The 22,245-nt window shown below is 48.5% G+C and carries 19 protein-coding genes; 10 read left to right on the top strand and 9 right to left on the bottom strand.

Annotation, left to right across the window (positions count from 1 at the left end; translation table 11 throughout):
- Positions 1–11 precede the first annotated feature (11 nt).
- The gene (locus ACMXI2_RS27795) at positions 12–1,751 is read right to left on the bottom strand and encodes a GMC family oxidoreductase (protein ID WP_483779153.1); all 1,740 of its coding nucleotides are present in this window, start codon (positions 1,749–1,751) and stop codon (positions 12–14) included.
- A gap of 81 nt (positions 1,752–1,832) precedes the next feature.
- On the opposite strand from ACMXI2_RS27795, the gene ACMXI2_RS27790 reads away from it, so the two are divergent.
- Positions 1,833–3,299, top strand: a complete 1,467-nt coding sequence (locus tag ACMXI2_RS27790; RefSeq protein WP_483779152.1) for a gluconokinase — start codon at positions 1,833–1,835, stop codon at positions 3,297–3,299.
- Positions 3,300–3,536: 237 nt separating this feature from the next.
- Here the strand turns inward: ACMXI2_RS27790 and mutL are convergent, their stop codons facing one another.
- A complete protein-coding gene (gene mutL / locus ACMXI2_RS27785; protein WP_483779151.1) occupies positions 3,537–5,426 on the bottom strand; it encodes a DNA mismatch repair endonuclease MutL in 1,890 nt (629 codons plus the stop codon).
- 315 nt (positions 5,427–5,741) lie between these two features.
- Between mutL and msrB the strand changes: the two genes are divergently transcribed.
- Together msrB and ACMXI2_RS27775 are read left to right on the top strand one after the other, a co-directional pair.
- A complete protein-coding gene (gene msrB / locus ACMXI2_RS27780) occupies positions 5,742–6,245 on the top strand; it encodes a peptide-methionine (R)-S-oxide reductase MsrB (RefSeq protein ID WP_483779150.1) in 504 nt (167 codons plus the stop codon).
- An 87-nt stretch (positions 6,246–6,332) separates the two neighbouring features.
- Complete coding sequence (locus ACMXI2_RS27775; protein WP_483779149.1) at positions 6,333–7,349, top strand: SRPBCC family protein; 1,017 nt, start codon at positions 6,333–6,335, stop codon at positions 7,347–7,349.
- A 55-nt stretch (positions 7,350–7,404) separates the two neighbouring features.
- Here ACMXI2_RS27775 and ACMXI2_RS27770 read toward each other — a convergent pair whose 3' ends face one another.
- Complete coding sequence (locus ACMXI2_RS27770) at positions 7,405–7,671, bottom strand: YciI family protein (RefSeq protein ID WP_235015972.1); 267 nt, start codon at positions 7,669–7,671, stop codon at positions 7,405–7,407.
- A 227-nt stretch (positions 7,672–7,898) separates the two neighbouring features.
- Here ACMXI2_RS27770 and ACMXI2_RS27765 point away from each other — a divergent pair, with 227 nt between their 5' ends.
- From ACMXI2_RS27765 to ACMXI2_RS27755, 3 genes are all read left to right on the top strand, one after another.
- Positions 7,899–9,689 (top strand): hypothetical protein, encoded by a 1,791-nt coding sequence (locus ACMXI2_RS27765; protein WP_483779148.1) that lies wholly within the window; start codon positions 7,899–7,901, stop codon positions 9,687–9,689.
- Between the two features lie 106 nt (positions 9,690–9,795).
- Positions 9,796–10,446, top strand: a complete 651-nt coding sequence (locus tag ACMXI2_RS27760) for an ATP-binding cassette domain-containing protein (protein WP_483779147.1) — start codon at positions 9,796–9,798, stop codon at positions 10,444–10,446.
- Between the two features lie 9 nt (positions 10,447–10,455).
- Complete coding sequence (locus ACMXI2_RS27755) at positions 10,456–11,649, top strand: ABC transporter permease family protein (protein WP_483779146.1); 1,194 nt, start codon at positions 10,456–10,458, stop codon at positions 11,647–11,649.
- Here the strand turns inward: ACMXI2_RS27755 and ACMXI2_RS27750 are convergent.
- The 3 genes from ACMXI2_RS27750 to ACMXI2_RS27740 form a co-directional block, all read right to left on the bottom strand.
- Positions 11,646–14,201 (bottom strand): DUF3857 domain-containing protein, encoded by a 2,556-nt coding sequence (locus ACMXI2_RS27750; RefSeq protein WP_483779145.1) that lies wholly within the window; start codon positions 14,199–14,201, stop codon positions 11,646–11,648. The genes ACMXI2_RS27755 and ACMXI2_RS27750 overlap by 4 nt on opposite strands.
- A gap of 74 nt (positions 14,202–14,275) precedes the next feature.
- Positions 14,276–15,373: a DUF2891 domain-containing protein gene (locus ACMXI2_RS27745; protein WP_483779144.1), complete on the bottom strand. Its 1,098-nt coding sequence runs from the start codon at positions 15,371–15,373 to the stop codon at positions 14,276–14,278.
- Positions 15,374–15,388: 15 nt separating this feature from the next.
- Positions 15,389–16,624 (bottom strand): NAD(P)/FAD-dependent oxidoreductase, encoded by a 1,236-nt coding sequence (locus ACMXI2_RS27740; protein ID WP_483779143.1) that lies wholly within the window; start codon positions 16,622–16,624, stop codon positions 15,389–15,391.
- A gap of 112 nt (positions 16,625–16,736) precedes the next feature.
- Between ACMXI2_RS27740 and ACMXI2_RS27735 the strand changes: the two genes are divergently transcribed.
- The 4 genes from ACMXI2_RS27735 to ACMXI2_RS27720 all read left to right on the top strand — a co-directional run bounded on the left by ACMXI2_RS27735 (position 16,737) and on the right by ACMXI2_RS27720 (position 19,519).
- Positions 16,737–17,039 (top strand): YbaB/EbfC family nucleoid-associated protein, encoded by a 303-nt coding sequence (locus ACMXI2_RS27735; protein WP_483779142.1) that lies wholly within the window; start codon positions 16,737–16,739, stop codon positions 17,037–17,039.
- A 163-nt stretch (positions 17,040–17,202) separates the two neighbouring features.
- On the top strand, positions 17,203–18,435 hold the full coding sequence (locus tag ACMXI2_RS27730) for a PepSY-associated TM helix domain-containing protein (protein WP_483779141.1): 1,233 nt from the start codon (positions 17,203–17,205) through the stop codon (positions 18,433–18,435).
- 186 nt (positions 18,436–18,621) lie between these two features.
- Positions 18,622–18,987: a DUF7674 family protein gene (locus tag ACMXI2_RS27725; RefSeq protein WP_483779140.1), complete on the top strand. Its 366-nt coding sequence runs from the start codon at positions 18,622–18,624 to the stop codon at positions 18,985–18,987.
- Positions 18,974–19,519 (top strand): GNAT family N-acetyltransferase, encoded by a 546-nt coding sequence (locus ACMXI2_RS27720; protein ID WP_483779139.1) that lies wholly within the window; start codon positions 18,974–18,976, stop codon positions 19,517–19,519. Before ACMXI2_RS27725 ends, ACMXI2_RS27720 begins: the two co-directional genes overlap by 14 nt.
- A gap of 87 nt (positions 19,520–19,606) precedes the next feature.
- Here ACMXI2_RS27720 and ACMXI2_RS27715 read toward each other — a convergent pair whose 3' ends face one another.
- From ACMXI2_RS27715 to ACMXI2_RS27705, 3 genes are all read right to left on the bottom strand, one after another.
- Positions 19,607–20,245: a hypothetical protein gene (locus ACMXI2_RS27715; RefSeq protein ID WP_483779138.1), complete on the bottom strand. Its 639-nt coding sequence runs from the start codon at positions 20,243–20,245 to the stop codon at positions 19,607–19,609.
- 133 nt (positions 20,246–20,378) lie between these two features.
- Positions 20,379–21,404 carry a GTPase ObgE gene (gene obgE / locus ACMXI2_RS27710; protein ID WP_483779137.1) on the bottom strand — a complete coding sequence of 342 codons (1,026 nt, stop codon included), beginning with the start codon at positions 21,402–21,404 and terminating at the stop codon, positions 20,379–20,381.
- A 166-nt stretch (positions 21,405–21,570) separates the two neighbouring features.
- Entirely contained in the window at positions 21,571–22,161 is a 591-nt protein-coding gene (locus ACMXI2_RS27705) for an adenylate kinase (RefSeq protein WP_370908791.1), read from the bottom strand.
- Between the last annotated feature and the right edge of the window lie 84 nt (positions 22,162–22,245).

Below are 22,245 nucleotides of genomic sequence, written 5' to 3'. Positions count from 1 at the left end.
ACTTAAAAAGATTAGAGATTCTGTTTTTTCAATTGATCCACGATATATTCAGATGCCCGCATAGACAGAGCCAGTATGGTCCAGGTAGGATTTTTATCTGCCTGCGACACAAATGCGCCACCATCTACTACGAAGAGATTTTTTACTTCGTGTGCCTGGTTAAATTTATTCAGCACGGATTTGTCAGGATCGTCGCCCATGCGGGTGGTTCCTACTTCATGAATAATGCGGCCCGGATTTTCCAGTCCGTATTTGGTATCGGCTCCCGGCTTGTTGCCAAAGGCAATGCCGCCCATTTCATGAATAATTTGTTCAAACGTGTCCTGCATGTGTTTGGCCTGTTTGATTTCATGATCGCTCCAGGTGTAGTTGAAGCGCAGTACCGGAATCCCGAATTTATCTACCACGTTCGGGTCTATCTCACAGTAATTATCTTCCCGCGCAATACATTCGCCCCTGCCGGCAAAGCCGATCTGGGAGCCGTAAAAGCGGCGGTAGTCATCTTTCAGAGAAGCGCCGTAGCCGCCGGCTGCTTTGGTTTGGCCATCACGACCGGGTACCCGGCCGTTCATATTTTCCATACCAAAGCCGAAGCCATAGCCCGGCATGTGCATGCCGCCACCAAATTCAATGTGGTAGCCGCGTGCAAAATCCAGTTTTTTGTTATCGCCCCACCAGGGAACATACATGTGCATGCCGCCAACGCCATCTTCATTATATCTTTTGCGGTCCATCAGCTGGGGGAGAAAACCTCCGCGTGAGGAGCCGGTAGAATCGTGGAGGTATTTACCTACTACGCCGCTGGAGTTGGCCAGTCCGTTCGGGTGTTTGGCTGATTTTGAGTTCAGCAGCAAACGGGCCGATTCGCAGGCGCTGGCTGCCAGCACTACTACCCGTGCGTTCACGGAGTATTCCTGCAGGTCTGTTTTATCTACGTAAGCTACGCCGGTGGCTTTGCCGTTGCCATCTGTTAATACTTCCCGCACCATTGCGTTGGTATACAGGTCCACATGTCCGCTTTTCATGGCTGGTTTCACCAGTACAGAAGAGGCGGAGAAGTCGCCGTACACGGTACAGCCGCGGTTACACTGGCTGCAATAGAAGCATGGGCTGCGGTCTTTATTTACCGAGCGGGTTAATATGGAGAGGCGCGCCGGGATAACGGGGATGCCTAAACGATCGCCTGCTTTCTTCACCATCAGTTCATGAAGCCTGGGTTTGGGCGGCGGGAGGAAGAAGCCATCCGGTTCGTTGGGCAGGTTTTCTTTGGTGCCGAATACGCCGACCATCTTATCTACCCGGTCGTAAAAGGGCGCTACCTCATCGTAAGTGATGGGCCAGTCGTCGCCGAGGCCATCATAACTTTTGTGTTTAAAGTCGCGTGGGCCAAATCGCAGTGAAATGCGGCCCCAATGGTTAGTTCTGCCTCCTAACATGCGGGAGCGGAACCAGTCGAATTCAGTTCCGTTTTTTTTCGTGTAAGGTTCACCGTTGAGTTCCCATCCGCCGTAGGATGCGTCGAAGTCGCCGAAAGGGCGGGTAGTACTGGCGCCTCTTCTGGGCGATTCATATGACCATTTCAGCTGTGTTGCCTGCTCGGGGTCGGCCGGGTCGTATTTAGGGCCCGCTTCCAGGAGGGCTACTTTGAGGCCTGCATCCGACAGGATTTTTGCAGCCATGCCTCCCCCGGCGCCGGAACCAACAATACAAACGTCATAAACCTTCCCCTGTTTTTTGATTTCGAAAGCCATTTGCGTGGATATTTTAGACTTTTTAGAAGAACACCGGTTTTAAATCTATAAATTAAATGCGGAAAAAGAACGGTTTTTTTTATGAGTGATCATCCAGCGTATATTATTGGTGTAGATATAGGCACCAGCAGTACAAAATCGATTGTGCAAGGAATGGACGGGAAAATCCGGGCGGTATTTCAGCAGGCATATGCTACCAGTCACCCGCAGCCGGGATACAGCGAGCAAAAGCCGGAGGTGATCCTGGAGGCGGTCATAGCCGGCATCCGGGAGGTGGTGGCCCAGGTTGGGGGGGCGCCCGCGGCTATTTCCTTTAGCAGCGCCATGCACAGTATGATGGCGGTGAGCCGCGATGGGACGGCGCTTACGCCGCTGATTATCTGGGCCGATAACCGGAGCGAGTCCAATGCGCTGGCATTACGCGACACCCCGGAGGGCCGGTTAATTTACCGGCAAACCGGCACCCCGGTACATGCCATGTCGCCATTGTGCAAAATCATGTGGCTGCGGGAGCAGCAACCGGCTGTATTTGCAGCTGCGGCGATATTCCCGGGCATTAAGGAATACATCTTTCATCATTTCTTCGGGCGCTGGATAACAGATCACTCTGTTGCCTCCGCCACGGGTTTGTTTGATATTCATACGTTTCAATGGAACGAAGCGGCTTTAAGTGTGGCGGGGATTACCGCTGCGCAGCTGCCTCAGCCTGTACCGGCCAATCATGTGGTTAGCGGGCTATCGGCCGTTATGGCGGCCATACTGGGTATTCCGGCAAACACGCCGTTTGTGATCGGGGGCAGCGATGGCTGCCTGGCCCAGCTGGGCAGTGGTGCGCTGGACGCAGGGCATGCCACGCTTACCATTGGCACCAGCGGGGCCGTAAGAATGGCGGGCGCCAAACCGCTTACTGATGCCCGTGGCCGGTTGTTCACGTACCTCTTAACAGATGACATTTATATTACCGGTGGCGCCTCCAACAATGGAGGCGTGGTGCTGCAATGGCTGGTGAGGGATTTTCTGCGGCAGCCACTGAGCACCCTCAATAGCCTGGTGGAGGCCGCATTGGTTACGGACCCGGGTAAACTCCTTTGTTTGCCTTACCTGCTGGGAGAAAGGGCGCCGGTGTGGAATAGTCATGCCACAGCTGCCTTTATAGGCATTCAGCCCCAGCACACGCCGGCGCATTTCACCCGTGCTGTGCTGGAAGGGATCTGTTTTGCGTTGCTGAGCATCAGGGAGGCCCTGGAGGAAACTGCCGGGCCGGTGCGGAAGATTTCTGTGAGTGGTGGTTTTACCAATGCGCCGGGGTGGATTCAGCTGCTGGCAGATATTTTTGGCCAGGAAATGCACTTGCAGCAGGAAAGCGACGCTTCTGCACTCGGTGCTGTCCTGTTGGCCGCTGAAGTGCTTGGATGGCCGCAGAGGGCCCCGGAACCCGCGCAAACGGTATTTACGCCGGATGCCGCCAAATTTGAAGCGTATCGTAAAAAGTATAGGATGTTCCTGCAATTGTACGGGCAGATTGAAGCTATTCTTACAGCGGAATGATGGTATGGGACAGCCTTAGCAGTGGGGTTGCACATGGATAGGACCTGCATTACACATGGACTAAACGCGGAGGGATGGTGGAGGTGATGTGGACTTGATCTGGAGATCCTTTGCTGTAAAGGGTTTGGAGGTTATCGGAAGAGTGGCGTTATGTGGGTAGAGCCCCTGTTTAAAGATCCGGGGAGAAAAGGGAGGCGTGCCTGCTTTATCTCCCCGGATTTCTTAATATCCTGAAAATCAGTTCCCGCGTTCAAACATGCGTGCGAGATCTGTGAGTTTGAACGATATAAACGTGAACTTACCGCCGGGTGCTACATTGGGCATGCTGCAGGCGAAGAGTTCATCGATAATATTCTGCATTTCGCGGGCAGCCAGTACTTTGCCGGCCGGTATGGCGTTATTACGCGCCATTGAGCGGATTAGTTGCTCGCGGTTATTTACTTTCAGTTCGTGGCTGAAGTTTTTGAATTGCTCCAGCAGGTTCTGGATGGTGGCATGGTCGTTACCATTCTGGATATCGGCGGGGGTACCGCGAACGATGAAGGTATTGTTGCCAAACGGTTCCAGGTCGTAGCCCAGTGTTTGCAGATCGCCCAGCATTTCGCTGATCAGGGCTGCATCTGCCGGGGGCAGCTGCAGGGTTTGCGGGAACAGGCTTTGCTGGGTGGCCATCGGGGCTTCCTGTAAGGCGCGTTGGTAGCGTTCATAGAGGATCCTTTCATGGGCTGCCTGCTGGTCTATTAATATGAAGCCCGACTTTATTTGTGACAGGATATATTGCTGGTGCACCTGTACCGGTACTTTTTGATCGGTGGCGGTATCCTGCCAGCGTTCATCGATCACGGAGGCGGTGGCGTGCGGCTGACTTTCGTAAGTCACGGCCGGGTGAGTTTCCGGTTCCGGGGCGATGGTATAAGTGCTTTCGTTGTTGCTGTTGGTTTCGTACAGATCTTTCCAGTGCTTCAGGTTGCTGTTGTTGCTGCTTTTATCGATCATGTGCGCCTGGTTGGCCTGTGTAAATGATTTATACAGGGGACTCCGGGTAGATTCATTCTGTTGCTGGGCGGTGAAGGGTTTGCTTACCGCATCCAGGGCCTGAATGCTTGGGTCCAGGTCGAAATCCAGTGTAGCAGTGATGCTGAACTGGGCCAGGGAGTGTTTTACGGCCGATTGCACGAAGGCGTACATGAGTTTTTCATCATCGAACTTGATTTCCTGTTTGGTGGGATGTACGTTGATGTCTACATGTTCGGGGTTTACGTCAATAAACAGTACATAGAGAGGGAAGCTGTCGGCCGGGATGATGTCTGCAAAGGCGTTCATCACGGCGTGGTTCAGGTATGAGCTCTTGATAAAGCGGTTATTGACGAAGAAGAACTGGTCGCCCCTGGTTTTTTTAGCGGTTTCGGGTTTTCCTACAAATCCGTACACATTCATGTAGTCGGTAGTTTCCTTTACGCTTACGAGCCGGGCGTTATAATGTTGTCCCAGGATGGCCACGATGCGCTGTTTAAGCGATCCTTTGTCCAGGTGGAACAGCTGTTGATTATTATTTGTCAGGGAGAACTGCAGTTGCGGGAACGACATGGCCACGCGGATGAACTCGTCTACAATGTGTCTCATTTCCGCGGCGTTACTTTTCAGGAAGTTTCTGCGTGCGGGCACATTGAAGAACAGGTTTTTCATGGCAATGCTGGTTCCTTCAGCGGTTTGACAGGGTTCCTGTTTATTTACAAAGCTGTTGTCAATTTCCACGTAGGTGCCTACCTCTGTGCCTTTTTTCCGGGTTTTGAGTTCTACCTGGGAAACTGCGGCAATGGAGGCGAGCGCTTCTCCTCTGAATCCCATTGTAGTGATCTGGAAGAGATCTTCTATGGATTGTATTTTAGAGGTAGCATGGCGTTCAAAGCACATCCTGGCATCTGTTTCGCTCATACCGCCGCCGTTATCAATTACCTGCACTAACTCTTTGCCTGCATCTTTAATGATCAGTTGAATATCGGTAGCACCTGCATCCACTGCATTTTCCAGTAATTCTTTTACCGCTGATGCCGGTCTTTGTATCACTTCTCCTGCAGCTATCTGGTTCGCTATATTGTCTGGTAATAAATTGATGATATCCGCCACTTACTAGCCTTTTGCTGTAAAGTTAACAATTTATATGCAGTTGCTCACCGGTGATTATCAGACAGTTTTAAACAAAAAACTAACTGTTTTGTTAAATACCCCCTTGATTTGCAGGAAATAACAATCCATTATGCTTGTTCATACGTAATTTAGGTAGAGATAAAAAAAGAATCCGGCCAACGACCCAACAATCACAATGATAGTGTTAATGAGAAGTTAACGAATCAAAACTTTACATATGTACCTATTGAAACTGATATTTTTGACTATCTATCAGGGTTACCAACTATACTTATCCCTAAAAACGGGGAAAAAATGAAATCAATGGAAGATGGAAAAAAGAAGGGAGAGATTTACTCCCACACAGACGCCACTAAAGTAAATCTGACAGACGAGGAATGGAAGAAAGTATTGCCAACGGATGTGTATCATATTGCCAGGGAAAAGGGAACAGAGTGGGCTTTTACTGGAAGATACTGGAATAGCAGCGAGCAGGGAGCCTACTACTGTGCCGCCTGCGGTAACCCATTGTTTGTTTCCGATGCCAAGTTTGAAAGCAGCTGCGGCTGGCCCAGTTTTTTTCAGCCACTTACCAAAACCAGTGTGATGTATTCTCCGGACAACAGTCATGGGATGCATCGGACGGAAGTATTATGTGGCCGCTGTAAATCCCACCTGGGGCATGTATTCGACGATGGCCCGCCGCCAACCGGACTCCGTTACTGTATCAATTCCGTGATCCTGGACTTTGAGAAAGCAAAGGAAGCGGATGAGCATTACCAGCAAGACAATAAACCCAATGACCAAGAACTAGAGTAGCCAACATTCTTCTGCCCGATTGCCTGTATCACCTGTCGGTTGAACAATAAAAAGATGTATTTTTATTATCATCAACCCCCGACAGTCATGAAAGTACTTAAAACGCTCGCCTGGATCATAGGAATCATCCTGTTCATTGCAATTGTGCTGATCTTTTTTGCGCCCACCACTATGCATGTGGAGCGTTCGGTGGAAATTAATGCCCCCGCGACAATTGTATGGAATGATATTGTGAAATTCGAGAAATTTAACGAGTGGAGTACCTGGAAACAGATGGACTCTACCGCCAGGTATACTATTACCGGTGAAGATGGTTCGATTGGGGCTGTTGACTCCTGGAAAGGCAGCAAGATCGGCGAGGGAAAGCTGCAGCACCTCTCTATGGACCCTTATAAGTCGGTTACCCAGAAGCTAACCTTTATTACTCCGTTTGCCTCCGAGTCGGATGTGTTTTTCCGTTTGTCGGAAGCAGCGGGGAAAACAAAGGTAACCTGGGGATTTGACACCCATTATGACCGGCCACAGAATGTAATGACCCTTTTTATGAAAGGCGCGCTGGAAAAGGATTTTGAACAGGGACTCAACAACCTGAAAAGCATGGCAGAGGCAGAAGTAAGAGGACCGGATGCGCCTAATGGCATTGATGTGACTGTAAGAGAGATGAATTTCCCGGCAACAACGTATGCGGCTGTACGAAAAACCATCCCGATCAGCAAGATCAGCGACTATTACCGTTCCAACCTCCGGACTATTTATAATGCGGCCTCCGCTGCCAAATTACAGCCAGGGGCGCCCTGCGGTATCTTTTTCAGCTGGGACAGGAAGCTGGGGCAAACAGACATGGCGGCGGCCATCCCGGTACCGGAAGGAAGCAAGCCCGCACCAGGATATGAAATCATTACCCTCCCGGCTGCACAAGCGGCGTATGCCGACTATGTAGGGCCTCATGGCAAAATAGCCAACGCGCATGTGGCGATCAGAAACTTTATTACCGATAAAGGGAGGACCATTGTTCCACCCACTATAGAAATGTATGTGATTGGTCCGGGCAAAGAAATGGACAGTAGCAAATGGCTTACGAAGGTCATTTACTTTATGAAGTAGTTATCCGGAAGTAAAGAAGCAAAAACGATTGGCACGGCATTACAGGAGGGAAATACTATTTTCCCAGTGTGTTGGCATACTTGGTTGGTTCAAACTCTATGATCTCATAAAGTGCCAGCTGGAACCTTTCCAACGGATCTTCACTCATAATCTCTTCTACCTCCCTGCGGCTGGCGGCATTACACAGGATAACAGACCCGGACTTCGGCTTTCGCCTGCCTGATAAGATGAACCGGCCACTGTCGAAGTGCTTTTGCAGGAAGGCAGTATGCGCTTCCATGTAGTGTTCTACAGCCGCAACGGGCCGTATGTATTGTAGCATAATCAGGAACATAACGGTTTTTCTATGGTAATTGGTAATAGTTTCATAGTTAGTAGCAAAGGTATAAACTTAATCAGTATTGAAATATTGTATGTACCAGGGAAAAATGAGACATATGCGCTACAAAAATATACGTACTTTTGCACGAATGAAATACCACGATAGTGGGAATGTACTGTTTGATATAGTGTTGCTCCGAATAATTTTTCTTAATTTTTAATGCTTTTATGAAAAAATCAATTTCCAAAGTTTTGTTAGCCGCTGTGACGTCAGCGGTTATGCTGTCTTCCTGCTCCAAGACCCCCAATGAGAGCCGGTACATCCCGAAAACAGCCGGTGTGGTAGTAGACCTGAATGCCAAACAACTGACCACCAAACTGGTGACAAACGGTATCACAATGGATAAGCTGTTTGAAGCCACTCAAAGTAAAGACACTTCCAACGAAGTGATGAAGGCATGGAAAGATGCTGAAAACTCAGGTATCGACATGCAAAGCCACTTCTTTGCCTCTTTCGTATTCCAGGGCCAGCCGGCAGAACACAAATCTTATATCAGTCTTACCGCAAGCCTGAAAGATGCCGACAAATTTGAGGCCTATCTCAAAAAGAACATCGCCAACTTCTCCCTGAAAACACAGAATGATTTCAAATATATCTGGGAAGAAAAGCAACATGCCGTAATCGGATGGAATAAATCTGCCGTTATCTATATCAGTGCCGTAGATCCAAGCAGCCTGGAAAAGTATAATCCGGGCGGTTCTTCATCTCCTGATTATGGAGATCCCATCATAGATTCTGCAACAGCGGTAGTAGATTCCGCAGTAGCCGTTCCTGCTGCCCTGATGACCACAGAAGACGATGCGCAGATCAAAACCTGGGTAGCAGAAGTGGATCATCTCTTTCACCTGAAAAAGGATGAAACAGCAGGTTCTATTGCGCCATTTGCCAAATTACTGAAAGAAGATGCCGACGCCGGTATCTTTGTAAACCCGGAAGCTATTTACAACAGCGGTCAGTTCACCATGATCCCTGCCAACGTAAAGAAACTGATGGAAGGTTCTTTCTATACCGGTACAGTTAACTTCGAAAACGGTAAAATCGTTTTCAACGGTCACTCTTATATGGGTAAAGAAATGGCGGCTATCTATAAAAAATATGGTAAGAAAGAGATCGATATGGATATGCTGAAGAAGTATCCTTCCCAGAATATCACCGGTTTCATTTCTTACGCCTTTGATTTCCGTATGATCGGCGATATCGTGAAAGCGACCGGTATGGACGGTATGGTGAACCTGATGATGGGCAAATCCGGCCTGTCTATGGATGATGTGCTGAACGCATTTGAAGGCCAGTTAACTTATGTGGCTTCCGACTTCGCTATCACCAAAAAAGAATCTCCTTATTTCCCCGGCGAATTCACAGAGAAACCAGATGCCAAATGGATCTTCAGCCTGAAAGTAGGTAACAAAGACGCATTCAATAAAGTGATGACTTCCCCTATGCTGAAAGAAGTATTCACGCGGGAAGGCGATCATTATACCGTGGTAAATCCAATGGCAGCGGCTACGATGCCGGCGATGTCCATCAACGAGAAGTTTGTAACATTGGGTTCCGACAGTGTATTGCTGGAGCAATACCTCGGTGGTAAAGGCCACATTAAATTACCTGATGGTATTGAAGGAAAAGTAAAAGGCAGCATGCTGGGCGGTTATGTAGACCTGGAAAAGATAACCAGCGTGATCCCCGAAGATAAAATGGAGGAAGACGAAAAACCAGTGGCGAAGAAAGCAAAGGAACTGCTGAAAGATGTAACCTTTGTAAGCAAAGCCGATGGTGGTGATGTACAACATGGAGAAGCAGTGCTGACCTTTAAAAATAAAGATCAGAACAGCCTGGTACAGCTGATTAACCTGGGCACCGAAGCTGCAAAAGTAATGCAGGCAAGGAAAGCGAAGGAGAAAGCGTATGAAGACAGCCTCTTTGCTGCACCGGTAGATACTACCGTTGCACCACAGTAATTTATAACCTTACCAGGAAAAGGGCGCCGGAACATCTCCGTTGCGCCCTTTTCTTTTGCGAAAAATATATCATTTATATTCGCTACTGTTAACAGTAAATGCCACTATGCAGATTCAGCTCAATCAGCTCATGCCCATACCATTGCAGGATAAACTCCGGCAACGGTCGTCGGACATCTGGAACCAGGATGTAACTTTTCAACCAGGCAGTTTGGTAAAAATCAAGGCGCCTTCCGGCACGGGCAAAACTACCCTGATCCATTACCTGTATCATATCCGCTACGACTATACCGGGAAAGTGCAGGTGAATGGCCGGCCGTGGCAGGCATATAACAGGAATGAAATAGCCGCGATGCGGCAGCGGGATATCAGTATTGTATTCCAGGATCTTCGCCTTTTTGAACAGCTCAGCGCCCGGGAAAACATATCGCTGAAGCGGGTAATGGAGCCAAAGCCTTATTACCCTGCGGAGAAGATTGATGAAATGGCGGCCCGGCTCAATGTGTCGCATATCCTGGAGCAAAGCGGCAAAACCCTTTCGTATGGCGAAAGACAGCGTATTGCCATTATCCGGGCGCTGGTACAACCTTTTCAGTGGCTCCTGATGGATGAACCCTTCAGCCACCTGGATGAAGAAAACACACAGCGCGCCGCCGCACTGATTGCTGATGAATGTAAAGCCCGCAATGCCGGGTTCATTTTAACAGACCTGGATAATGACCAGCACTTCCCTTATGATGTGCATTATCATCTTTAATGTTATTTCATGCGTCCATTTTTTGAATTACTGAAGAAAATTATTCAAACCGGTGTGGGAAAAACCCGGTTCCTGATGGCGGCAGTTGGTTTGGGCATTGCTATGTTGCTGATCCTCATTGCTATCCAGGCGCATTCCAACTTCAGCCAACTGCTGTACAGCAGCAAAAACCAGAACGAAACGGCCGATTTCCTGGTGATCAACAAAACCATCACCAATGCCATGATGGGACAGTCGGCCAAGAGTATTTTTACCCCGGAAGAAATTGCCACTATAAAAAAGCAGTCATTCGTACAGTCGTTTGGGTTAGTAACTTCCAGCCAGTATAAGGTAGTGGTTCAGGCGCCCGGCGACCTGCATTTTGCTACCGATATGTTTTTTGAAGCAGTACCGGATAGCTTCCTGGATGTGAAAGGACAGGACTGGAAATGGAGTGAAGGCGACCGCACCATTCCTATTATTTTGCCTAACGACTTCCTGAATCTTTACAACTTCGGTTTTTCCCTGAGCCAGGACCTGCCGCAGATTTCACAGGAAACCGTGAAAGCATTGCCGCTGCAGGTGAATATTTCCAATAACCAGGTATCGGACCAATATATGGGGCATATTGTTGGCTTCTCTGACCGGATTTCCTCCTTCCTGGTGCCGGCGTCTTTTATGGCCTGGGCCAATGAGAAATACGGCATGACCACTGCTGCGGGTACTTCCCGCGTGATCATTAAAACGCCGGACCCTTCTAACCCCGACCTGGTAAAGTTCCTGGAGGATAATGGCTATACTACCAACCAGGATAAGCTGAAGTTCAGCAAAACAAGACTGATTGTACAAACGATTGTATCGGTGGTGGGATTTTTTGGATTGATCTTATTGTTTTTTGCATTGCTGGTTTTCAGCATGTTTATACAACTGGTGATTGCTTCCTGCAAGCGGGAAATTCAGTTGCTGGTGATACTGGGTACTGCTCCCAAACAACTGCAGCGATACCTGCTGCGGCAGTTTGTACCCCTGTATATCGTTATCGGAATATTGTCGTTGTTACTGGTAGCCGGACTGCAATACTGGGCGGCACGGGAGCTGGCGCAACATGAAATGCTGGTGAGCGCCTGGCCGGGCGTGCCTGTGTTTGCGGGTATTGCGCTGGTGTTAGGACTGGTATATATTGTAAACCTCCTCACGGTGAGAAAGTATGTAAATAATATTTAGCCCTGTGGTGGCCGGTATGGCATGGTAAAAGTATTTTTGCCTCTTTGTGAAATGAGCAGATAAGGCACCCAGATAGCCATGCGCACCAATGGCCAGAGGATGGAATTAATGTTGAAGATATCCTGTGGCTTTTCTGTTTTGAAGAAATAATGATTCAGGGAATTATCTGCATAAATAAAAACAGTAGCCATAAAATAAAAGGTAGCCAGTGCAAAAGGGAAGGTATCCCGACGTTGGAAAAACAGCGCCGCCAGCAGGATACTGTATGCCAGCATAAATACATTGATCATCATTTCCATGATGAGGAAAAGTTGCACCACGGTAATATTTCCCAGATCCTGCCGGTCGGAAATATTGATCCAGTACGAGTAATCGAATACTGCCATTTTACAGATGCCCGTAATTTCTCCCATTGGCGTAAACAATAACCCGATGGCGAGAAGTATCAGTCCGCCGCCAATTGGCTGTGACTCCGGTGTTTCCCCGGCCGGGGTAACGGAGTGTTTATAAAAAACAAATGCAAGGCTGGCAAATACCCCGGCAAACAACACGGCCAGTACAATAGCCAGCCAGTTTCCTTTTCCTTCCGGATGACGTGCAGCAGCGGCGCCGGGATTCCAGGTAAGGTCCATAGAAGTTATTTCATTCATCTTCTTCAGGTCCTTTACATATTGTGGTATAAACTTTACCGGGATATGATCGGCGAGGGTTTTGAAATGATAGGATAATATGACCTGTTGATCTTTGATGGTAGCAGTATAGTCGAACGTGTAATATTCATTTTGTAAGTGCAGTGGCGTTTGATCCAGCGACCATTTAACGGGTGTGTGTAATATGATCTGGTAATCGAGGTCGTATGGATAGCGGATGCTGACAGGTATTTTACGTTTATCATCAGAGATAAAGGAAAGCGCATCATAAAAAGACTGCGCATTGGTAGTAAACAGCAGTTTATTGCTGCTGCTGTCATTTTTCCAGATATCGTGTACCAGGTAGCTTTCGTTTACATATATGGTATTGCCGGCGGTGCTGTCGCGGGTGGTGATGGAGTCCCTGATCACGACATCTCCATAGAGCTTTTTATAAAAGGCGAGGTAAGATTTCTCTTTGTCCTTCATACTGGTACCTGCCAGTTCTGCGCGTTGTGCGTCTGCATCATCGCGGTGGTAGGTAGTTACCACTTCCAGTTTTCCATCTTTATTTGCATCGTCGGGGAGTGTGAAAATTTCGCGGACGGCGATTTTACCACGGGTAGTGGGTATAACAGGAGTGAGCTGTGTGGTGGTATCGGTTACCACCAGCGCCTGCCGGTAGTCTGGTTCGCATAAATCGGCGAGGCTTCCCCGTTGGTACGACATGGTACCATCCAGCCAGTATACTTTATTGTTCAGCACTGCATGTACAATGGCATGGTTAAAGGCGTTGGGGGAAGGGAGTATTTCGCAGACGGCTTCCCGCAGGTCGGTATTCACATAAGCCATATCGGCCACGATGTTATTAGCGCGCAGGATGGTGCAGAGCAGCAGGGCTTTGTCTTTACAATCCCCGAAGCGTTGCGCCAGCACCCTGTCGGGGTTATTGGGGCGATGGGAATATTCTCCCATTTCGATGCCCATGTACCGGATGTCGTCCTGAACAAACCGTAGTGCCTGCAGCAGGTAAGTGGCGGGGTTGCCATTGGCTGTCTTTTTAAACGCGGCGATTTTGCCGGCCAGCAACGGGCCGGGAGCCGGTGTTTGGTTCACCTTCATGCCCCATTGGGCCACCTCTTTCCAGGAAGGATATTCGCTTACCTGTACGTATGTAAAAGGATTATACCAGGAAGGAACATAGTTGGTGTTATCGGTTTCCCTTACGTCTACTTTATTCCATTCGTATACGGTGAGGCCGTTCCATGATTTCTGGACAGGCGCTGCAGCATTATTATATTGTTTAAACCGGATTTGCCTTTGCGGGCTAACGATCAGGTTTTTATAGTAGTTAACAATAGGTTCGTAGGCAACGAAATAGATGCGGCTATCCAGTTTCCCGTTGAAGATGGGGTTGTTGCCGTTAATGGAATAGGCGTATTCTATCTGATCGCCTTTCCGCACATCTTCGAGGATCAGGTAAGCGGTGTAGGTGCCGCTGTAGATGAAGCGCGACAGGTCCTGTTCTTTCTGAAGCAGTTTGAATGCGGCGCCGGGCAGGCGGTTGATTTCCTTTCCATCGCGGTGGATCACTATTTTATGAAACGTGAGTTTTTCGTATTGGGGGTCGTAGTCCACCGAAATTTCCGAACCGTTTTGGATGCCTGCTTCCGAGATAATTTGCCGGATGAAGTGTTGGTAGTTGCTTTTCAGTTCTGCATGTCTTTGTTCTTCCAGCAGCAGGAGATAATAGCCATCGCTGATATTTTTGGCATTGGGTTTTTTGGAGAGATCGGGCGTAAAGGGCACGAGCCATGCCGGGGCCGGGCTGGTGTTTACTTTTTGGGCGGGTGCAATGGCGGGGATTAGTATCAGCAGCAGGGATAATACTAACTTCCAGGCACGGGAATTTATGACGTGCATAGTATAGTTATGTTGATTGATCCCCCTTTTTTGGGCGGCCGGGTATAGGGGAATAAAAATTTTTGTTGATGAATTTACGGTTGTTTTCCGATAGTTAACATATAAACTGCAAAAGATGCGAGCCAGTGTTCGCCGGCATAGCTACCGCTGAAAACCTGTTTTAGTCCGGCTTCCATGTGTGCGAGTGCCAGTTGCTGAATGGCCTGCTGGTTTTTGCCGCCGTGTTCAGCGATGGCTTCCAGGCACCAGGTGCGGCTGAGGTTTAACCCATCGAGGTGAACGAGTTTCCCGTCGGTTCTGTCTTTTACCTGTGCCACCTGCAGGATACTTATCTTGTTTTCAAAGAGGCCGGGTAAAAAAGCGTATAGCCATTTGCGGTAGTCGGCTTCCGGCATCACCCTGCGCATCAGGTCTGCTTCTTCGAGGGAGGGGGAGAGGAAGTCGTAGCCACCGGGCTCCCATTGTATAGGCGCATTTTTATCGGCGGCGTAGAAGCGCATGGCGGCGTTGTGTATGGCTTTTTGCAGGGCTTCGTCTTTCGCGGTAACGGCATAGTCCCAGGCGAGGCATAATCCGAAGGCGAGGTTGGTATGTTCTCCAACGCGGATCGGGTACATGATTTTATCGAGGAACTGGATATAGGCCGTGGAAAACTGGGAGGCAAGCGGCTGCAGGTGCTGGCTCATGGTTTTGCCCAGGGGGTCGTTCCAGGTGAGCAGTTCGTTTTGCAGTTGCAGGAGCCAGCTCCAGCCATAGATGCGTTCAAAGCTTTTGTTTTCTGCGCTGTTGAACAGTTGCTGTTCAACTTTTATATTTTCGGGAGATAGATGGGCAGCCAGTTTACTTCTGATGATGGAGGCTTTGGCCAGGTCGGGGTAAGACTTCAGCAGGCGCACCAGCATCCAGTGTCCGTGTACGCTGCTGTGCCAGTCGAAGCAACCATAAAAAGCGGGGTGATAATTTTTCGGCGCCGTCAGCAATGAGCTGTCGGTGAATACGATCCCTGTTTTATAGGGGAATTCCAGGTCCAGGCATTTCAGGGGCAGTTCTGCCAGTTGATTGGCGATGTCCCGTGTTAAGCGGGTGGCTGGTGCCGGATTGGAAGAGGGTACCTGTGCGCTCATGTTGAATGAGAAAAGGAGGATGACGGATAATTGGCCTAAAAATTTCACGATGGAAGGATGCTTTTATCTGTTAAATAACAATTTTACGTAGAACATGGGCCGGCCCAGTTTCTTGCGGAGGTCTACCTCATGGAACATGCAGGACATCAGGTCTTTCAGCTGTTTATTGCGGGAGCCCATTTTCATCAGCATGTTAAACAGCCACGGGTATTTGATGAGTTTCTGCAATTTGGTGCTCACCTGTAATTCCGGCCCCAGGATGCGGTATACGTTTTCGTCGTATGCGTTGAAGAAGGTATCGGAATAGTCGTTGGCGGCGATGGCTGCGGCGGCCTGTTGGGCGGCTATTCTGCCGGAGTACAGGGCGTTGCCGATGCCTTCCCCGGTGAAGGGATCTATAAGAAATCCGGCGTCGCCAACCAGCATGTAGCGTTCCCCGTGGAGTTTTCGTTTTTTGCTGCCGAGGGGGAGGCCGTATCCGTCGATGCTACCGGTGAGTTCTGCGTTTTTGAAGCGATCCTTCATTACGGGATCGGTGGCAATTGTATCCAGCATCAGCTGTTTCAGGTTTACCTTTTTGTTGCGGGCGGAGTTGCTGAGCATTCCTACGCCTACGTTGGCTTCTCCATTGGGGAGCGGGAATATCCAGATATAGCCCGGGAGCATATTTTTCAGGAAGTGCAGTTCAATGAAGTTGTCTTTATGCAGGCCGGTGATGCCTTTATAATAGGCGCGGATACCGGCTACATAGTGTTTAGGTTCCATTTTGATACCGGCCACATCGCGGGTAAAGCCGGAATGGGCGCCATTGGCTACTATTACCACATCGGCTTTTACTTTGAAGGAGCCGTCTTTACTGGACAGGTGGTATCCGTCTGGTTTGAGTTCATATTTATCGATGCCTGTGCCTTCGAACAAACGGATTTCGGAGCGGCGTTTCATTTCATCTACGAGGAAGTTATCAAAGTGGATACGTTTGCAAACGAAACCCCGCGGGTTGCTCATATCCTGCTGATAACCCAGCCGGTAGGGGATGTCCATTCCGATGCGGTTGGGTGCTATGAAGGTAACGCCCCAGCTGTCTGCTTTAAACATGGCTTCCTGGAGGCGTTGTCCGATACCTTTGTCGATACGTTCCAGGAGGGTGAGTACTTTTCCGCTTAGTCCGTCTCCACATACTTTATCCCGTGGGAAAACGGCTTTATCTACTACGATACATTCAATGCCAAGTTGGGCGAGCTGCAGTGCTGCGGTGGCTCCGCCGGGCCCTGCGCCTATGATACAAACTTTTGTTTCCATTATTAATGATGCTGTTACGTGCTGGTAAGATACGGAATAGTGTGGATTTAGCAGAGGGGATTGCCTCCATTAAAAATCCGCTATATTTGCCGTTCTTAAAAACACACGAAACATGTTTGGTGATTTATTTGGAAAGCTGACGCAGATCAAGCAGAAAATGCAGGAAGGCAAAGAGCGTCTGGCTACAGTAACGTTATCCGGCGAGGCCGGTGATGGCGCCGTAAAAGTAACCGTGGATGGTAACCGTCAGGTGAAAAGCATTGATATTGCGGAGCGTTTTTTTGCACCGGAGCATAAGGAAGAAATGGAAGACCTGTTGCTTACTGCATTGAACCGTGCCCTGAAAGATGCAGAGAATTCCTGGGAAGCAGAAATGAAGAGCGCTGCCGGCGGAATGCTGGGTGGGTTGATGTAATATATTTTCAATGCAGGGAATTGCCATATGTACCTTTGGTGTATATGGCAATTTTGTTTTATGGGAATACTGAATAAATTCTGCATTGCGTAAATAATATTCCGTTTCCGATACCATAATACCCCGCGCGTGGGTTTTCTTTGCAAGTACGATCGATTCTGATATGAAAGTTTTTTTCCGGCGCATTCACTTATACCTGGGCCTTACTGCAGGCCTGGTAATTACTATCAGCTGTTTAACAGGTGCCTTACTGGTATTTGAGAAGGAGCTGACAGAGGCGTTTAACCACGACCGTTATTTTGTGAAGCCCGGAGGAGCGCGTTTACCGCTGGATAAGGTAGCCACATTGGTAAAGGAGGCCGTTCCCGGCGCAGGCATTTCGAGGGTACAGGTATTTGCAGATCCCACCCGGACCTTACAGGTGCAACTGGAAGAAGGTAAAAAGGGCGGGCAGAAAGAAGCCCGAGCAGGTAAGGCGGGGGGGAAAAAAGGAACTGCAAAGGCCGGTGAAAAAGAAGGCGCAGTACCCAAAAAAGAAAAAGGGCGTACCGCGTTTGTAAATCCCTACACCGGTAAAATAATTGAACTATACAGTTATCAGCAAACATTTTACTACCAGGTATTTTCCCTGCACCGTTGGCTGCTGGCTGGTGCTGTGGGCAAGCTTATTACCGGTATCAGCACCCTCATCTTTTTCTTTATCCTGGTTACTGGCATCATTCTCTGGTGGCCCAAAACGCGTAATATTTTCAGGCAGCGGATCAAAATTAAGTGGGATGGCAACTGGAAACGGGTAAATAATGATTTGCACATTGTGTTGGGGTTTTATACTTCCATCTTTCTTTTTGTAACTGTTTTCACTGGTTTAACCTGGTCGTTTGAATGGTTTAACAGGGCGTTGTATGCATCATTGGGTACTTCCCCGAAGCCCACTGCGGCACCGCTATCGGCTCCCGCAGTGGAGACCGGTGGCAAAAGTATTTCTTATGAAACCGCGATGGCAGTAGTAAGACATGCCGTTCCCGATGCGCTGTTTTATTCCTTTACTGCGCCGAAAGACAGTTCCGCGGCCTTTATGGTAAGCCTGCTTCCGGCGGATGCCTTACATGAAGCGGCTACCACTACTTATTACCTGGATCAGTTCAACGGGAGCGTACTGGCGTCGCAAACTTTTGCGCAAAGGAGCCTGGGACAGCAGATCCGGGGAACCATAAAGCCACTGCACACCGGCGCTATTTTTGGTACGGCTTCCAAAATATTTGCTTTGATCCTCGCGTTGCTGGGCGCTATTTTTCCTACAACAGGCACACTGATGTGGCTGAACAGAACCCGGAAGAAGAAAAAGAAAGTAGCATCTCCGGTTGTATCCAAAGAGACTACTGCGCAGGTAGCATAAAACAGGCTCATCTCTCTGTTTTCCGTTTCTGAAAACACCCTTCAGAAACGGAAGGTTTTTTACCACATTTTCTGCCGCCTGCTTTTAACAATTTCTTTGCAAACCCTTACTCCTGCTAAGTTTTAACATTCCTACACAGAATATGGAATAGCATTTGGCATATACCTGCAAAATGATATAACCTATATGATTAATCAGTATGAAGTGCCAGCTTGTATTGAAGACACAATACCGGCACTAAGAAAAGCGCTGCACCAGTTTCCGGCGGTATATCATATTTACGAAACCATCGGCTGTTTTACAGCGTATACCGACAAGCAGCTGAGGGAGCAGAATTTCCCGGTAGCGGGCAAGTGTTTGCAACTGGCCGGCCGCTTATATGAACGGGGTAATACGGTTGTGAAAGAAGCGATTACCCGTATTTTTTTACCGGTACTTTGCCGGGTTCCCCTGGCAGATGCCGTGAGCAGGATCCGGATGTATTCACTGATACCGGATTCAATATATCCGCTTTACATACAACATCAACTTACTGGTAATGGAAACAGATGAGGAGATTGTCGTCCGGTTGGCTACGGCTATGGACGTTGATTTTGCCCTGCCTATAGTGGCAGAGATGGAAGCCTCCGCAAAGGCAAGGGGTACCGGGATTGCGAAAAGAAATCCTTTTACTATTAAAGAAAAGATCCTGGAAGGGAAGGCTGTTATTGCTTTTACGGCGAAAGGAATATGGGCGGGATTTTCCTATATACAATCCTGGGAAGAAAACAGGTTTGTATCCAATAGTGGTTTAATTGTGGCGCCGGCATTCCGTGGATTGAAAGTGGCGCAGGCCATTAAGCAGAAAATATTTGAGTTGAGCCGGCTGCTTTATCCACAGTCAAAAATATTCAGCATCACCACCGGATTACCTGTGATGAAACTAAATACCCGGTTGGGTTTTGAACCGGTTACTTATAATGAAATTACACATGACCCTCATTTTTGGGAGGGATGTAAAAGTTGCGTGAACTATCCTATCCTGGCAGGCAAAAATTACAGGAATTGTTTGTGCACTGCCATGTTGTTTCAGCCGTTTCGATAGTTGAGACAAGAGACCCCCCTTACGGTGAAATTACAGCCAATGAATCAACCGGCGATGCTTTTGCATTGCCGGTTTTTCGCGTGCTTATCAGCCATTAAAGTTCACATCAATAATGAGTAGTTTATTGATCTTGTCTGTTGTTTTCTGGTAACATCCCTCCAGCCGGATGTAGTACCGGCTGATTTCGATTTGTACGGGTGGTTCGGGGAAGTTGTTCATCTGTGCAACCCGTGCATAAGTGCCGGGGGAGCCATGTTGTTTTACATGTTGCTGTAAAGACTGCAAGCTGGCAGGAGGAAAGCGGCTTCTTTCGGCGGTGGTATATTTTTTACAGATGAAGAAGTTGCTGGCTTCGGGGAGCAGTGTTTCCCAGGGAGAGCGGTAATGTTTCCACTGGAGCAGTGGTGTTTGTTCAATCACGGCGCTGGTTTCGTAGCACTGTGATACTTTTATCCTGTTTGTTTCACCGGTTGTAACGGCCAGCATCTGGCCTTCGATGGTATGGAGGTGTGCCAGCCGGAAGTAGAGGGTATCCGGGCGCAGTTCAAAGTCGTTGAGCTGTGCATCTGGTGTGATCCAGTCCAGCGAAAAGTAGCAGTCACCGAAACGGATATACGTAGTAGAGTCGCGGCACACTATATATACTTCGTTGGAGGCAACTTTCATTGTTGGAGCAGGCATGGCTATTAACCGCATGGTATCGATCTGCACAGGTTTATCCTTCACGGACTTTACGGTTCGATGGCAGGCAGGGAGCAAGAGCAACGCGATTGCGGGGAGTAAAAATATCTTCATGGTATACGGGATACTGTAACGAACATTAACGTCAGGAATAGTCCCCTCTTGCGTCCGGGAACAGTTAGTCTGCGTCTACTGCGTCGGTAGTATCTACTTTCCTGTTAAGGGCCTCCCACAAAATATCTTTTAGTTCACTGAGGCCCTGGTTTGTAACAGAGGAAATAAATACATGTGGAACATCTTCCGGCAGCTCCGCGGATATAGCGGTTTTCAGCTCATCATCCAGCATATCGCTTTTACTGATGGCCAGCAGAAACTGTTTATCCAGTAATTCGGGATTATATTGTTCCAGTTCATTTACCAATACTTCAAAATCTTTGCGGTGGTCTGCACTGTCAGCTGGAATAAGGAATAATAATACGGCGTTTCTTTCAATATGTCGTAAAAAACGGTGGCCTAAACCTTTTCCTTCGTGGGCGCCTTCGATGATACCGGGGAGATCGGCGATGCAAAACGATTTATTGTCGCGGTATTCCACCATTCCGAGTTGTGGGGTTAGCGTAGTAAAGGCGTAGTCGGCCACTTTAGGTTTAGCTGCAGTGATAGTAGACAGCAGGGTGGATTTGCCGGCATTGGGGAAACCAACGAGTCCCACATCTGCCAAAACTTTTAACTCCACTACTTTCCAGCCTTCCCTTCCGGGCATACCGGGTTGTGCATATTCGGGTGTTTGGTTGGTAGCAGATTTAAAGTAGGCGTTGCCTTTACCGCCTTGTCCGCCGGGGATCCAGATAACTTCCTGGCCATCGTGGAGGATTTCGGCTTCTACCTGGCCGGTTTCTTCGTCTTTGGCCTGTGTGCCCAGTGGAACTTCAATGATAATATCCTTACCGAAACGGCCGGTACAGTTGTCGCCACTGCCGTTTTCCCCATCTTCTGCGAGCAGGTTTTTATGCCAGCGGAGGTGCAGGAGGGTCCACAGCTGTGAATTGCCTCTTAAAATCACATGTCCGCCTCTGCCACCATCGCCGCCATCAGGGCCGGCCTGCGCATTAAACTTGGTACGCATAAAGTGCATACTGCCTGCGCCACCTTTCCCGGACTTACAAAATACACGGATATAATCTACGAAGTTTGCTTTTTCCACTAGTTCTCAATTTTTAATACTCTGGGGTCCCTTACCACAGAAAAACAAAACGCAAAGATCGTGAAGTTTGAGCTAATTAGCACCATCATGTGCCAGGAGCTCTTTACTTACAATCTTTGCGTTGTATAATAAGATGCTAAAAGTCTTTATCACAGCGGGATTCCGCTTACTGCACTTTTTCTCCTACCAGTTCATCCAGTTCTTTGGAGAGCAGTTCGAATACTTCTTCTTCGGTGCCGTCGCCTTTCACTTTTTTGAATTTGCCGAATTTGGCATAGTGATCAGCCACAGGAGCCGTTTTATTATGGTATTCCACGATACGTGCTTTCACTACATCTTCAGAGGCATCATCGCTGCGGCCGGAGGTTAAGCCTCGGTTCAGCAGGCGTTTAATCAGCGCATCTTCCGGTACTTCCAGTGAAAGAACGGTAGAAATAGAAGTTTTTTTCAGTGCGAGCAGTTTGTCCAGCGCCTCTGCCTGTGCAGTGGTACGGGGAAAACCGTCGAAAATGAAACCACGTGTATCGGGATTGGCGTCCAGTTTGGAACTGATCATGCCAATCACTACTTCATCCGGTACCAGCTGGCCCTGATCCATAAACTTCTTGGCTTCCAGGCCCAATGGCGTTTTATCACCGATCTCGCTGCGGAGCAAATCGCCCGTGGAAAGATGAATAAGTCCGTACTTCTGGATAATGTTAGCACTTTGTGTACCCTTGCCGCTACCGGGAGGGCCAAATAAAATGAGATTGACCATGTTTTATTAAAATCTACTTTACTCGCAAGGTTGCAAATATAAGAAACAGATGAATGTATTGGTAATTAAAATTACGATTGATTA

Source organism: Chitinophaga sp. G7 BAM 1005 (assembly GCF_057126945.1).
The sequence above is the reverse complement of the archived record's forward strand: the minus strand, read 5'-3'. Positions and strand labels throughout refer to the sequence as shown.

Coding starts and splice junctions, on each gene's coding strand:
- ACMXI2_RS27795 (WP_483779153.1), bottom strand. CDS start 1,751: ATGGCTTTCGAAATCAAAAAACAGGGGAAGGTTTATGACGTTTGTATT.
- ACMXI2_RS27790 (WP_483779152.1), top strand. CDS start 1,833: ATGAGTGATCATCCAGCGTATATTATTGGTGTAGATATAGGCACCAGC.
- msrB (WP_483779150.1), top strand. CDS start 5,742: ATGAAATCAATGGAAGATGGAAAAAAGAAGGGAGAGATTTACTCCCAC.
- ACMXI2_RS27775 (WP_483779149.1), top strand. CDS start 6,333: ATGAAAGTACTTAAAACGCTCGCCTGGATCATAGGAATCATCCTGTTC.
- ACMXI2_RS27770 (WP_235015972.1), bottom strand. CDS start 7,671: ATGCTACAATACATACGGCCCGTTGCGGCTGTAGAACACTACATGGAA.
- ACMXI2_RS27765 (WP_483779148.1), top strand. CDS start 7,899: ATGAAAAAATCAATTTCCAAAGTTTTGTTAGCCGCTGTGACGTCAGCG.
- ACMXI2_RS27760 (WP_483779147.1), top strand. CDS start 9,796: ATGCAGATTCAGCTCAATCAGCTCATGCCCATACCATTGCAGGATAAA.
- ACMXI2_RS27755 (WP_483779146.1), top strand. CDS start 10,456: ATGCGTCCATTTTTTGAATTACTGAAGAAAATTATTCAAACCGGTGTG.
- ACMXI2_RS27750 (WP_483779145.1), bottom strand. CDS start 14,201: ATGCACGTCATAAATTCCCGTGCCTGGAAGTTAGTATTATCCCTGCTG.
- ACMXI2_RS27740 (WP_483779143.1), bottom strand. CDS start 16,624: ATGGAAACAAAAGTTTGTATCATAGGCGCAGGGCCCGGCGGAGCCACC.
- ACMXI2_RS27735 (WP_483779142.1), top strand. CDS start 16,737: ATGTTTGGTGATTTATTTGGAAAGCTGACGCAGATCAAGCAGAAAATG.
- ACMXI2_RS27730 (WP_483779141.1), top strand. CDS start 17,203: ATGAAAGTTTTTTTCCGGCGCATTCACTTATACCTGGGCCTTACTGCA.
- ACMXI2_RS27725 (WP_483779140.1), top strand. CDS start 18,622: ATGATTAATCAGTATGAAGTGCCAGCTTGTATTGAAGACACAATACCG.
- ACMXI2_RS27720 (WP_483779139.1), top strand. CDS start 18,974: ATGGAAACAGATGAGGAGATTGTCGTCCGGTTGGCTACGGCTATGGAC.
- ACMXI2_RS27705 (WP_370908791.1), bottom strand. CDS start 22,161: ATGGTCAATCTCATTTTATTTGGCCCTCCCGGTAGCGGCAAGGGTACA.